This is a genomic window from Streptomyces sp. NPDC003327 (genome assembly GCF_053589515.1).
Genome location: NZ_JBSFSA010000003.1, coordinates 65,860 through 78,261, shown reverse-complemented (window position 1 = coordinate 78,261; position 12,402 = coordinate 65,860). Strand labels below are relative to the sequence as shown.

Below are 12,402 nucleotides of genomic sequence, written 5' to 3'. Positions count from 1 at the left end.
TACGGGGACAACCCTACGGGTGACGTACGACGCACCCCCAGGCCCGGGCAGCGGTCACTGCCTGCGGGCCCGCGCCTCCGCCGCCTCGCGGCCGCACGCGTACGCGAGGGCGCTGATCAGCTCCTCGGCGTCCGGCAGCCAGCGGTTCGCGGGGGTGGGGCGCCGCGCCCACTGCACCGCGCCGCAGCCGCCGATCCGGGTGGGCGGGGCGGCGACGTAGTGGCCCTCGCCGCGCGTGACCAGGTCGAGCGAGGCGGGCATCCAGCCGAGCTTGCGGACGAGGTCGGGGACCTTCGCCGCCGCGCCGGGCAGCACGAAGAAGAACATCCGCCGGTCCGGCGTACAGGTCACCGGGCCGAGCGTGAGCTCCATGCGCTCCATGCGGGCCAGCGCCAGGAAGCCCGCGGACTCCGGCACCTCCAGCGCGTCGAACGTACGGCCGGTGGGCAGCAGGATCGAGGCCTTCGGCTGCTTCGACCACATGCGCCGGGCGCCGACGGCGCTGCCCGTCGCCATGGTCGACCAGTCGGGTTTCGCGGCGTGGGCGCCGGGGAGGGCGCACGCCTCGGCGCCGCAGGAGCAGCGTTCCCTGCCCTCGACCGCCTCCAGCCAGGTCCCGGGGAACACGTCCCAGTGCCGCTCTTCCGCGTACCGCACGGCGCTGTCGAGCAGCTGCTCGCCCCGCTGCTTGGGGATCTGTGCGGCTTCCGTGACTCCGATGGTCTCTTCCACGGTGAAGACAACTTCCCCGGTCACCCGGGGTTACGGGCGGGGCGGCGCCCGGTGTGAGGCATCGATCCTGCACGCGGGGCGCACGGGTGCACGGGCGGGGGCGCGCGAGGGGCCGGGGAGCGGGGGGTGGGTACGCAGGGGTGGGGGCGCCGGTGGCGGACGGGGACCGAGGAAGGACCGCGGCCGACGTGTCCGGTTTCGCGTGTTCACATCGGCATTGACCGGATATTCGCCGGGCAGTGATCACTCCTCTGGTGATCACCGCACGGCCTCAGGGGGTTACTCATGGCAGCCAGGCCACTCGTCGCTCGTCAGCCCAACGAACGGCTCCAGGCGCTCATTCAGGAGGCGGGCTGTTCCAACGCCGGCCTCGCGCGCAGGGTCAACATGGTGGGTGCCGAGCGCGGCCTCGACCTGCGCTACGACAAGACGTCGGTGGCGCGCTGGCTGCGCGGTCAGCAGCCGCGCGGCCGGGCGCCCGGGATCATCGCGGAGGCCCTCGGCCGGAAGCTGGGCCGTACGGTCACGATCGAAGAGGTCGGGATGGCGAACGGCCGCAACCTCGCCGCCGGGGTGGGCCTGCAGTTCGCCCCGACCGTCCTCGGCGCGATCGAGCAGGTCTGCGAGCTGTGGCGCAGCGACGTGGGGCGGCGGGAGTTCCTGTCGGGCTCCGCGGTCGCGGCCTCGGCGCTCGTCGAGCCCAGCCGGGACTGGTTGATCTCGGCCGCGGACACGCACGTGGCGCGGTCGGCCGGCGCCCGGGTCGGGGTCGCGGACGTGGCGGCCGTACGGGAGATGACGAGCGCGCTCGTCGACCTCGACCGCCGGTTCGGCAGCGGGCACGTGCGGCCGGTGGTGGTCCACTACCTCAACAGCGTGGTGTCGGGAATGCTGTCGGGCTCGTACCGGGAGGCGGTCGGCCGGCAGCTCTTCGCGGCGGTCGCGCGGCTCACCGAACTCGCCGGGTACATGGCGGTGGACACGGGCGAACCGGGCCTGGCGCAGCGGTACTACATCCAGGCGCTGCGGCTCGCGCAGGCGGCCGGGGACCGGGGCTACGGCGGGTACGTGCTGGCCGCGTCGATGAGCCACCTCGCGGCGCAGCTCGGAAACCCGCGGGAGATCGCCCAGTTGGCGCGGGCGGCGCAGGAGGGGGCGCGCGGGAAGGTGCCGCCGCGGGCGGAGGCGATGTTCCTGGCGGCGGAGGCGCGGGGGCACGCGCTCATGGGTGACGTGCGGGCCTTCGAGGCGGCGGCGGGCGCGGCCGCGCGGGCGCTCGACCTGGCCGACCCGGACGCGGGCGACGACCCGGTGTGGATCGCGCACTTCGACCACGCCTACCTCGCGGACGAACTGGCCCACTGCCACCGGGACCTGGGGCAGCCGGCGGCGGCGGCGCGGGCGGCCGGGGAGTCGATCGCGGGGCATCCGCGGACGCGGGCGCGGCGCCGGGCGATCGGTCTCGCGCTGCTCGCGTCGGCGCAGGTGCAGCAGCGGGAGGTGGAGCAGGCCTGCCGGACGGGCACGCAGGCCCTCGAACTCCTGGGCACCCTGCGGTCGTCGAGGGGCGCCGAGTACCTGGAGGACCTCAGGGACCGTCTGGAGCCGTACGCGGGGGAGCCGGTGGTGCGGGAGTTCGAGGCGCGTCTGGAGATGTCGGTGGCGTAGGGGCGCCCCGCGGCCGGGGGCGTCCCGGCCGGCGCGGTCACGGAGTGTCGTGTCGCAGTCGTGTTACCGGGCTCACACGTGTGTGCGGAGCCCGGTTCGCACCCGGTAGCGTGAGCCGACGATTCCGTAGGTCCATCAGTAGGAGTCCCGGTGACGCAGAACGGACAGGGTCCGGAGCCGCAGTACCCGGCGGTGCCCCCCGCGCAGAACGGCGGCCACGGGGGCGCGCAGCCGTGGGACGGCGCCTGGGGTCCCGCCGGTGGACAGCCGGGCGGGCAGCCGCTGCCGCCCGCGCAGCCCCTGCCGCCGGAGGCTCCGGCCGGTGCGCCCGGCGGGGACGCGCAGGCGACGCAGTACCTGGCGCCGGTGCCGCCGCAGCAGCCGCAGCACGGGGCTCCGCAGCCGTACGCCCCGCAGCCCGGGTACGGCTACCCGCCGCAGGGCGGGGCCGCCGCCGCGGACATGCAGGCCACCCAGCACATCGCGCCCGTGCCGGGTGCCATGCCGCCCGTACAGCCGCAGCCGGGGTACGGCTACCCGCCGCAGGGGGCGCCCGGCGGGGACATGCAGGCGACGCAGCACATAGCCCCGGTGCCGCCGCAGCAGGGCGGGGGCGCGGACACCCAGTTCCTCGGGACGGGACGGCTTCCGCAGCAGGGCGCGGGTCCGGCGGCGCCCGCCGGGGCCGCCGACGCGACCCGGTTCATGGCCCCCGTGGCGGGGCAGCAGGCCGGTGACCGGCAGCCGCCCGCCGAGTTCGACAACCTCTTCCGCAGCGAGGCCCCGGCGGCGCCCCGGCAGACCCAGGCCCCGCAGCAGCACGGGTACGGCTACCCGCCGCCGCAGGCCGCGTACCCGCAGCACCAGCAGCCGCAGCAGCACCAGCCTCCGCAGCCCCCTCAGCAGCAGTACGCCTACCAGGACGCCTACTACGAGGAGGAGGCGCCCGCGCCGCGCCGCAAGTCGCCGCTCGCGCTGATCGCCGCCGTGGTCGTCGGCTGCGCGGTCGTCGGCCTCGGGGCCGGGGCGCTGCTCAGCGGCGGGGACGAGGACAAGGACCCGAAGGGCACCGGGCAGAACGTGGCCGCGAGCTCCGAGCCGCCCGCCTCCTCCGCGCCCGCGTCCGAGCCCGCGGAGAAGCCGGCCGACCCGGCGGAGCCGCAGGCCAAGGAGCTGGACAAGCTGCTCGCGACGAGCAACAGCAGCCGGGACACGGTGATCAGCTCGGTCGAGTCGATCAAGCAGTGCAAGAACCTCGACCAGGCGGCCGCCGACCTGCGCGGCGCGGCCGAGCAGCGCCGCGGCCTGGTCACCAGCCTGAAGTCGCTCTCGGTCGACAAGATCCCGGACAACGCCGCGCTGACCGCCGCCCTCACCAAGGCCTGGCAGGCCTCGGCCGCCGCCGACGACCACTACGCGGCCTGGGCGGTGCAGGTGAAGGACAAGAAGAACTGCAAGGGCGGCAAGGCCCGGACGACGCCCCAGCTCCTCGCCGCGAACGAGAAGAGCGGCGAGGCCACCACCGCCAAGCGCAAGGCGGCCGGGCTGTGGAACCCGACCGCCGACAAGTACGGCCTGGAGCGCCGTACCGCCACCCAGCTCTAGGAGCGAGCCGTCCCGGAGTCCCGGAGGCGTCCCCGAGGGCCCGTCAGGGCCCGTCGGGGCGTGGGTCAGGGGGCGCTGAGGACGGTGTCGCCGACGTCGACGAAGCCGGGCCGCTGCGCCACCAGGCGGCCCTGGCGCACCACCTGGAAGGTCACCTCGTGGTTGACGATCCGGGGGAATCCGGGGGCGCCGAGCAGGTCCTCGTACCGCCAGCGCAGGGGCGGGGTCAGGCCGCCGGTGTCGATGCGGGCGCCGCGGTCGAGGGCGGTGGTGATCTGGACGGAGCTGATCCGGTCGGAGTCGAGGGACTCGACGACCGACTTGAGGACGGTGTAGGCGATCCAGGTGGTCTGCACGCCCGCGTCGGTCGGGTCGACCCGGTTGTCGGCGAAGGCGTGCTCCTGGATGACCTTCCGCATCGGCTCCCAGCTCTTGTCGGTGGCCTCCGGGTACCAGCCGGTGACGAACGCGCCCTCGAAGGGGCTGCGGGCGCCTCCGGTGCGGTCGATGACGGGCTGGGCCACGCTGCCGAGGACCGAGGAGATGCGGACGGCGTCGGCGTCCTTCTCGGCCTCGTCCTCGGGGAGGCGGCGGAAGGAGTCGAAGAAGGTCTGGGTGCGCTCGCCGAGCACGGCGGTGACGCAGCCGTCCTCGTTCCCGGCGCGGTCGCGGGCGCGGGTGGCCTGCTCGGTGTACTCGGCGGCGTCCTCGACGGCCGGGATGTCGACGGCGCTGCGGTGACTCGCCTTGCGCAGGCCGGAGTTGAGGAGGCTGGGGAGCTTGTCGCCGGCGAGAGTGTCGGGGCGGACGAGGGAGACCTTCCGGCAGGACGCGGCGAGCTGCATGCCGTGTCCGGCGAGGAGGGAGGCCACGCCGCCGTTGACGGGGTACGAGACGGGGCTGGTGAACTCGTCCTCGGTGATGCCGTAGCCGCCGATGTACGGGATGCCGGCGGCCTCCAGGGGCGCCATGAAGGCCCGGCCGTTCTGGCTGTAGGAGCCGACGACGGCGACGGCGCCCTCGCGGACGGCGCGGCGCGCGCAGGTGGCGGCGCCGGCGGAGGTGTTCTGCTCGTTGCAGGTGAGGATGCGGAGCTCGTGCCCGTCAATGCCGCCCTGGGAGTTGACCCAGCGCGCGAACGCCTGCGCCATCGCGGGCATTCCGGGCATGTTGGTCGCTCGGGTCTGGTCGGGTGCCCAGGTCATCACCGTGACGGGCTCCCTGGAGCCCCCCGTGACACCAGGGAGCACGCCACACCCGGAAAGCAGGGACACTCCTGTCGCCGCGGTGGTCACGTACGCGAGGAGTGAGGTCAGTCGCCTACCGGTCATGGGCATGCACATTTCCGCCTCACGGGTAACGCGGGAGTGAGCACGGTTCAACGAAGGGTGACGTCGAGGTGAATTGCGGGGGCCGGCGTCCGCGAGGAGGAGGGGGCGGGTCCGCTTGCCGGACAAGGGAACGTACGATCGAAACGTGTCCAGTGCAGCCCCCGGTCCGGTCTCCGGTCCGGTTAACTCTTCCCGTCGCGGCCGTCGCTCCTCCACCATGGGCGGCATGCCGCTCAACGACATGCCGTGGTGGCGCTGGCGCAGCAACGTGCGCTCGGCGCTGCACATGCTCTCCGACCCCGCGTTCCACGAGACCACCTGGCTCACCGGCCAGGAGGGGTACGGCGACGTCACCGACGCCGTCTACCGCCTGGTCGAGGACACCTGGCTCGACAACTGGTCCGCCGAGAAGTACGTCGGCGCGATCTTCCGGGACACCGGCGAGGCGGCCCTCGTCGACGTCGCCGTCCTGCGGGTCCTGCGGATCCTCCACCAGGTGGGACCCGACGCGCCCGTCTCCGCCTACCTCGAACACCCCGGCTGGCCCGAGGCCGTGCGCGCCGCGCGCGAGGCCCACGTCCGCCTCGCCACCGCCGACGGCGAGGACCCCGACGTGCCGCCGCGCTCGCTCGACGTGCTCCGCATCATGACCAGGACCGCGTGACGGCGGCGTTCAACTGTTCCGCCCCGCGGACCGAAGTACGGACGGTCCGCCGGGTTGTGGCACGCTAGCCGCATGACCGACCAGTATGTCCTCACCCTCTCGTGCCCGGACAAGCAGGGCATCGTGCACGCCGTGTCGAGCTACCTGTTCATCACCGGATGCAACATCGAGGACAGCCAGCAGTTCGGAGACCGTGACACCGGTCTCTTCTTCATGCGGGTCCACTTCTCGGCCGAGGCGCCCGTGACCGTCGAGAAGCTGCGGGCGAGCTTCGCCGCCGTCGGCGACGCCTTCGAGATGGACTGGCACATCAACCGCGCCGACGAGCGCATGCGGGTCGTGCTCATGGTGTCGAAGTTCGGGCACTGCCTGAACGACCTGCTCTTCCGGTCCCGGATCGGGGCCCTGCCCGTCGAGATCGTCGCCGTCGTGTCGAACCACACCGACTTCGCCGAGCTCGTCGGCTCGTACGACATCCCCTTCCGGCACATCCCCGTCACCAGGGACACGAAGGCCGAGGCCGAGGGGAAGCTGCTGGACCTCGTGCGCGAGGAGAACGTCGAGCTGGTCGTCCTCGCCCGCTACATGCAGGTCCTCTCCGACGACCTCTGCAAGCAGCTCTCGGGCCGGATCATCAACATCCACCACTCCTTCCTCCCGAGCTTCAAGGGCGCCAAGCCCTATCACCAGGCGCACGCCCGGGGCGTGAAGCTCATCGGCGCGACCGCGCACTACGTCACCGCCGACCTCGACGAGGGCCCGATCATCGAGCAGGAGGTCGAGCGCGTCGGCCACGAGGTGACGCCCGACCAGCTCGTCGCGATCGGCCGGGACGTGGAGTGCCAGGCGCTCGCCCGCGCGGTGAAGTGGCACGCGGAGCGCCGCATCCTCCTCAACGGTCACCGCACCGTCGTCTTCGCCTAGCCTTCCGCCGGCCCCGCAAGGGCACTGGCATCACATGGCACCACATGGCACCACGTGGCACTCCCCGGTGCCACGTGGTGCCATTCTGTTTCCCGGAGGTATTCGCGCAGGTCAGAAGGGGTGTGCAAGGTCCTGGCACCAAAACTGCCCCATGGCGGCTTGCGTTTGGTGCCATTGTGGTGCCATGATGACGTCATGGACCTCACCCCGTATGTCGACCACCTCCGCCGCGACCTCGCGGTGGCCGCCGAAGCCGGCGGTGACGAAGCGCGCGAGCTGGCCGACCGGCTCACCGCGCCCCTGGAGTCCGCGGCCCGGCTCACCATGCTCAACGTGCTCTCCGCCGCCACGGACGAGATCACCCGCGAGCTGGCCCCCGGCTCGGTCGACGTACGGCTCCGCGGGCTCGACCCGGACTTCGTGGTGACGCTGCCGCCCACCGGCACCGCCCCCGCCGAGCCCGCCGAGGCGCTCGCGGCCCCGGCGCCCGCCGAGGGCGACGAGGGCGGCACCGCCCGCGTCAACCTCCGCCTGCCGGCCCACCTGAAGGTGCGCGCCGAGGAGGCCGCGGCCCGCGAGGGCCTCTCGGTCAACGCCTGGCTCGTACGGGCCGTGGCCGCCGCCGTCGGCGGCGGCGCCCGGCCCCGTACGGAGAAGGCGCCGACCGTCGGGCAGAGCGTCACGGGCTGGGTGCGCTAGGCCCTCCCCGGCCCTCCGGCACCCGCCCCACGACACCCGCACCACTCCACCCCACCCCACGTCCCACCAGCGGGGACGTCCCACAGACCCAAGAGGACGGGACAGTCATGCCTTCTTTCGACACTCCTGCACCGATCTCGGCCACGGCGCGCGTGGAGGCCGGTTCCATCCAGTTCCTCGCGGGCGACCGCTCCGACACCGTCGTCGAGGTGCGGCCGCGCAACCCGAAGAAGGACCTCGACGTGCGGACGGCGGAGCAGACCGAGGTCACGTACGCGGGCGGCGCCCTGACCGTCAGGACGCCCAAGTCCAACCTCTTCGGCCGCACCGGCGTCGTCGACGTGACCGTCGAACTGCCCGCGGACTCGCGGATCGACGTGACCGGCGCCTGGGCCCAGATCCACGGCGAGGGCCGGTTCGGCGACGTCCGCGTGAAGACCTCGTCCGGCGACGCCCGCTTCGGGACCACCGGCCCGCTCCACCTGACCGCCTCGCACGGCTCCATCACCGTCGACCGCGTCGAGGGCCGGGCCGAGATCACCACCAGCTCCGGCAGCCTGAGCGTCGGCTTCGTCGACGGCCCGGCCGTCCTGAAGAACTCGCACGGCACCACGACCGTCGGCGCCGTCACCGGCGACCTGCGGGTCAGCGGCGCCAACGGCGACATCCGGATCGACCGCGCCGAGGCCTCGGTCGCGGCGACCACCGCCCACGGCACCCTGCGCGTCGGCGAGGTGGTGAGCGGCACCGTCCAGCTGGAGACCGCCTACGGCGCCATCGAGGTCGGCATCCGCGAGGGCACCGCCGCCTGGCTCGACGTCCACTCGGGCGCCGGGCACGTGCGGAACGGGCTCACCGCCTCCGACGGCCCCGACGCGAGCGAGAACACCGTCGAGGTCCGCGCCCGCACGAAGTTCGGCAACATCGACGTCCGCCGCGCCCGCGCCTGAGCCCCTCCCCGGCGCACCTCCCCCCTCACCCTCCCCGTCTTCCTCAGCCTTCGAATGGAGGGCTCCATGCCTTCTTCTGTCATGTCCACGTCCAGTCGGCCGGGTGGTCCCACCCCGCCGGCCGCCCTCTCCGCCGTCGGTCTGCGCAAGTCGTACGGCGACAAGACCGTCCTCGACGGCATCGACCTGCACATCCCGGCCGGCTCCGTCTTCGCCCTTCTCGGGCCGAACGGCGCCGGCAAGACCACCGCCGTCAAGATCCTCTCCACGCTCGTCACCGCCGACGGCGGACAGGCCCAGGTCGCGGGCCACGACCTCACCGCCGCCCCGCAGGCCGTCCGCGCCGCCATCGGCGTCACCGGCCAGTTCTCCGCCGTCGACGGCCTGATCACCGGCGAGGAGAACATGCTCCTCATGGCCGACCTGCACCACCTGTCCAAGCGGGAAGGGCGCCGGGTCGCCGCCGAACTCCTGGCCCGCTTCGACCTCACCGACGCGGCGAAGAAGCCCGCCTCCACCTACTCCGGCGGCATGAAGCGCCGCCTCGACATCGCCATGACCCTGGTCGGCGACCCGGAGATCATCTTCCTGGACGAGCCCACCACCGGCCTCGACCCGCGCTCCCGCCACACCATGTGGCAGATCATCCGCGAACTCGTCACCGGCGGCGTCACCGTCTTCCTCACCACCCAGTACCTGGAGGAGGCCGACGAACTCGCCGACCGCATCGCCGTGCTCAACAACGGCACCATCGCCGCCGAAGGCACCGCCGAGGAACTCAAGCGGCTCGTCCCCGGCGGGCACGTACGGCTCCGCTTCACCGACCCCGCCGCCTACCGGGCCGCCGCCACCACCCTCCACGCGGCCACCCGCGACGACGAGGCCCTCGCCCTCCAGCTCCCCAGCGACGGCAGCCAGCGCGAACTGCGCTCCGTCCTCGACTGGCTCGACTCCGCCGGCATCGAGGCCGACGAACTCACCGTCCACACCCCCGACCTCGACGACGTCTTCTTCGCCCTCACCGGCCCCGTCCCGGCCCCCACCACCACCCAGGAGAACCTGCGATGAGCGCCCTCTCCCTCGCCGTCCGCGACTCCCACACGATGCTGCGGCGCAACCTCCTGCACGCGTGGCGCTACCCCTCGGCCTCGCTCAACCTGCTGCTCACGCCGATCATGATGCTGCTGCTCTTCGTCTACATCTTCGGCGACGTCATGAGCGCGGGCATCGGCGGCGGCGGCGCCGACCGCGACGACTACATCGCCTACATCCTCCCCGGCATCCTCGCGATGACCGTCGGCTCCACCGTCATCGGCGCCGCCGTCTACGTCTCCATGGACATGACCGAGGGCCTGATGGCCCGCTTCCGCACGATGGCCGTCTACCGCGGCGCCGTGATCGTCGGACACGTCGTCGGCAGCGTCCTGCAGTCCCTCGCCAGCGTCGTCCTCGTCGGCGCGGTCGGCGTCGCCATCGGCTTCCGCTCCCACGACGCCACGGCCCTCGAATGGCTGGCCGCGTTCGGACTGCTCGCGCTGTTCGCCCTCGCCCTCACCTGGATCGCCGTCGGCATGGGCATGGCCAGCCCCAACGCGGAGGCGGCCAGCAACATGGCCATGCCGCTGATCCTGCTGCCGCTCATCTCCAGCGCCTTCATCCCCGCCGAGACGATGCCCGGCTGGTTCCGGCCCCTCGCGGAGTACCAGCCCTTCACGCCGGTCATCGAGACCCTGCGCGGCCTGCTCCTCGGCACCGAGATCGGCAACCAGGGCTGGCTCGCCCTCGGCTGGTCCGTGGTGCTCGTCGCCCTCGGCTACCGCTGGTCGACGAAGCTGTTCAACCGCGACCCCAAGTGACCCGACCTCAGCGACCGTTCGTACGACCGGGGCGGCGCCCCCCGACACCCGTCGGGGCGGCGCCGCCCCGGTCGTACACAAGGACTTCCTAGAGCCGGCTCAGCGACGCGGCCGCCGACAGGACGTCCCGGATGGCCTCGCGGTCGCCGTCCTGGCCCGCCGCGGCCTCCTCCGGCGAGATGTGCCCCGCGACCAGCTGGCAGAACTCGACGCCGTCCATCGCGACCTGCGCCACCGTGAGGTCCGGCGAGCCGAGCGCCGCGGGGGAGTCCAGCGGGATGTACCAGTGGCCGCCGCCCGCGCCCTCGACCTCCAGGTGGACCGAGCGCCCCGGGGCGCCGGCCGCGACGAGCTCCCGGGCGGGCCCCGCGAGTCCGAGGCGGCGGCGCTCCGCGACGGCCGCCGGGAGCAGCCGGGCCGCGAGGTCGATCATGCCGTGCAGATGGGCGCCGGACGGCGGCTCGTACGGGTAGGCCACGGCGTTGGCGATGTCGTCGGCGTGGACCCAGCACTCGAAGGCCCGCTCCAGGAACGAGTCCCGCAGGGGCAGGGCGAAGTCCTTGTAGGTGACGGTCAGGTCGGCGACCCCGCGCCCCGCGAACGAGACCGTACGGACGAGGGTGTGGCTCTGCTCCCGCCAGGGCGCCCGCAGCGCGCGGTTCGGCGGCCGGTGGAGTCCGTCCCAGAAGGCCTCGGTCCGCTCGGTCGGCGACATCTCGGCCACGGCCCGGCCCAGCGGGTCCTCCAGGCCGAGCGCGGCGGCGACGAGACCGTCGACGGCCGTGAGGTGCCCGATGACGGCGGCGACGGAGGCCTTCCGCCGGACCAGCCGCTCGCCGTCGTACCACTTGAGCCGCACGGGCGCGTGCCACTCGGCCTCGCCGATGTCCCGGAGCAGCGCGTCGAGGCGGGCGGTCTCCGCGTCGTACGGCGTGGCCCACTCCGGCACGGGGATGCGGGCGGGGCGGCGGCCGAGGCAGTTCTCCAGGACGCGGGAGCGCAGCAGCGGGTCGAGGTCCAGGTCACGGTCCTCGTGGAGCAGCGCCACGGCGTCGCGGAGCCGCAGGGCCTCGTCGGCGCAGGGCGCGCAGAGGGTGAGGTGGTCCTCGACGGCCCGGGTCTCGCCGGGCGAGCAGGCGGAGAGCGCCCAGGCGCCGAGCAGCGACTTGAGCACCCGGTGGTCGAGGTCGGGCACCTCGATCTCGGGCACCTCGATCTCGGGCACCTCGATCTCGGGCACCTCCGTCTCGGGCTCGGGCGCCCGCCCCGGCTCGCGCTCCGGCGGCGGCACCGGGTTCCCGCTGAGGTCCGCGTGGTCGTCCGCCGAGCGGCGCGGGCCCGGTATCCAGGGGGCGCGTGCGACGTCGTCGTCGTCGCCGTTCGCCCCGGTCACAGCACCCGTCCGTAGCCGGGCGGCGAGCCGCCCTCGGGAGGCCGGGTGTTGGCGGTGGAGAGCAGCTGGAGGCCGAGGCGGAGGCGCCGGCGCGCCTCGTCCTCGGTGACGCCGAGGTCCGCGGCGGTCTGCCGGTAGTCGCGGCGCTGGAAATAGGCCAGTTCCAGCGCGGCCCGCAGCGGCGCCGGCATGGACGTGACGATGTAGTCGGCACGGGCGGCGACGGAGGCCCTGCGGACCTTCTGCTCCAGCTCCTCGGCGGAGCCCCGGCCCGTCTCCGCGTACGCCGTCGCCTCGGCCTGGCGGAGGCGGTGGACGGCCTGGCGCTGGGTGAGGCGGGCGACCCAGGCGCGCATGTTCCCCTGCTTGGGGTCGTACGCGTCCGGGTTCTCCCAGATGTAGCCGAAGACCTCGCGGGTGACCTGGTCGGCGGCCGCGTCGTCGTCGAGGACGCGGTGGGCGAGGCTGTGGACGAGCGAGGCGAACCGGTCGTAGAGCTCGCCGAGCGCGGCGGCCTCCCCGCGCGCGAGCCGCTGCTGCATCCTGCGGTCCCAGCGCAGGGGTGTCTCTGTCGCCATCC

General features: G+C 73.5%; 12 protein-coding genes. 8 read left to right on the top strand and 4 right to left on the bottom strand.

The genetic code is table 11. The annotated features are described in order from the left end of the window. Positions 1–54: 54 nt before the first annotated feature. Positions 55–732, bottom strand: a complete 678-nt coding sequence (locus ACWDVG_RS03510) for a bifunctional DNA primase/polymerase (protein WP_451695760.1) — start codon at positions 730–732, stop codon at positions 55–57. A gap of 285 nt (positions 733–1,017) precedes the next feature. On the opposite strand from ACWDVG_RS03510, the gene ACWDVG_RS03505 reads away from it, so the two are divergent. Together ACWDVG_RS03505 and ACWDVG_RS03500 are read left to right on the top strand one after the other, a co-directional pair. Beyond that, positions 1,018–2,400, top strand: coding sequence for a transcriptional regulator (locus tag ACWDVG_RS03505; protein WP_451695759.1), 1,383 nt, complete (start codon positions 1,018–1,020; stop codon positions 2,398–2,400). A 150-nt stretch (positions 2,401–2,550) separates the two neighbouring features. Beyond that, a complete protein-coding gene (locus ACWDVG_RS03500) occupies positions 2,551–4,005 on the top strand; it encodes a hypothetical protein (RefSeq protein WP_451695757.1) in 1,455 nt (484 codons plus the stop codon). Positions 4,006–4,070: 65 nt separating this feature from the next. On the opposite strand, the gene ACWDVG_RS03495 is transcribed toward ACWDVG_RS03500, so the two are convergent. After that, entirely contained in the window at positions 4,071–5,336 is a 1,266-nt protein-coding gene (locus ACWDVG_RS03495) for an ABC transporter substrate-binding protein (RefSeq protein ID WP_451695755.1), read from the bottom strand. 217 nt (positions 5,337–5,553) lie between these two features. Between ACWDVG_RS03495 and ACWDVG_RS03490 the strand changes: the two genes are divergently transcribed. The 6 genes from ACWDVG_RS03490 to ACWDVG_RS03465 all read left to right on the top strand — a co-directional run bounded on the left by ACWDVG_RS03490 (position 5,554) and on the right by ACWDVG_RS03465 (position 10,429). Further along, positions 5,554–6,000 (top strand): SCO4402 family protein, encoded by a 447-nt coding sequence (locus ACWDVG_RS03490; RefSeq protein ID WP_451695753.1) that lies wholly within the window; start codon positions 5,554–5,556, stop codon positions 5,998–6,000. A 72-nt stretch (positions 6,001–6,072) separates the two neighbouring features. After that, complete coding sequence (gene purU / locus ACWDVG_RS03485) at positions 6,073–6,924, top strand: formyltetrahydrofolate deformylase (RefSeq protein WP_451695751.1); 852 nt, start codon at positions 6,073–6,075, stop codon at positions 6,922–6,924. A gap of 195 nt (positions 6,925–7,119) precedes the next feature. Beyond that, positions 7,120–7,623 carry a hypothetical protein gene (locus ACWDVG_RS03480; protein ID WP_451695749.1) on the top strand — a complete coding sequence of 168 codons (504 nt, stop codon included), beginning with the start codon at positions 7,120–7,122 and terminating at the stop codon, positions 7,621–7,623. A gap of 107 nt (positions 7,624–7,730) precedes the next feature. After that, entirely contained in the window at positions 7,731–8,573 is an 843-nt protein-coding gene (locus tag ACWDVG_RS03475; RefSeq protein ID WP_451695747.1) for a DUF4097 family beta strand repeat-containing protein, read from the top strand. Between the two features lie 81 nt (positions 8,574–8,654). Then, positions 8,655–9,641 carry an ATP-binding cassette domain-containing protein gene (locus ACWDVG_RS03470; protein WP_451695745.1) on the top strand — a complete coding sequence of 329 codons (987 nt, stop codon included), beginning with the start codon at positions 8,655–8,657 and terminating at the stop codon, positions 9,639–9,641. Further along, a complete protein-coding gene (locus tag ACWDVG_RS03465) occupies positions 9,638–10,429 on the top strand; it encodes an ABC transporter permease (RefSeq protein WP_451695743.1) in 792 nt (263 codons plus the stop codon). Before ACWDVG_RS03470 ends, ACWDVG_RS03465 begins: the two co-directional genes overlap by 4 nt. An 88-nt stretch (positions 10,430–10,517) precedes the next feature. Here the strand turns inward: ACWDVG_RS03465 and ACWDVG_RS03460 are convergent, their stop codons facing one another. Both ACWDVG_RS03460 and ACWDVG_RS03455 read right to left on the bottom strand, forming a co-directional pair. Beyond that, positions 10,518–11,822 (bottom strand): maleylpyruvate isomerase N-terminal domain-containing protein, encoded by a 1,305-nt coding sequence (locus tag ACWDVG_RS03460; RefSeq protein WP_451695741.1) that lies wholly within the window; start codon positions 11,820–11,822, stop codon positions 10,518–10,520. Then, a complete protein-coding gene (locus tag ACWDVG_RS03455) occupies positions 11,819–12,400 on the bottom strand; it encodes a sigma-70 family RNA polymerase sigma factor (protein WP_451695739.1) in 582 nt (193 codons plus the stop codon). Before ACWDVG_RS03455 ends, ACWDVG_RS03460 begins: the two co-directional genes overlap by 4 nt. Positions 12,401–12,402 lie beyond the last annotated feature (2 nt).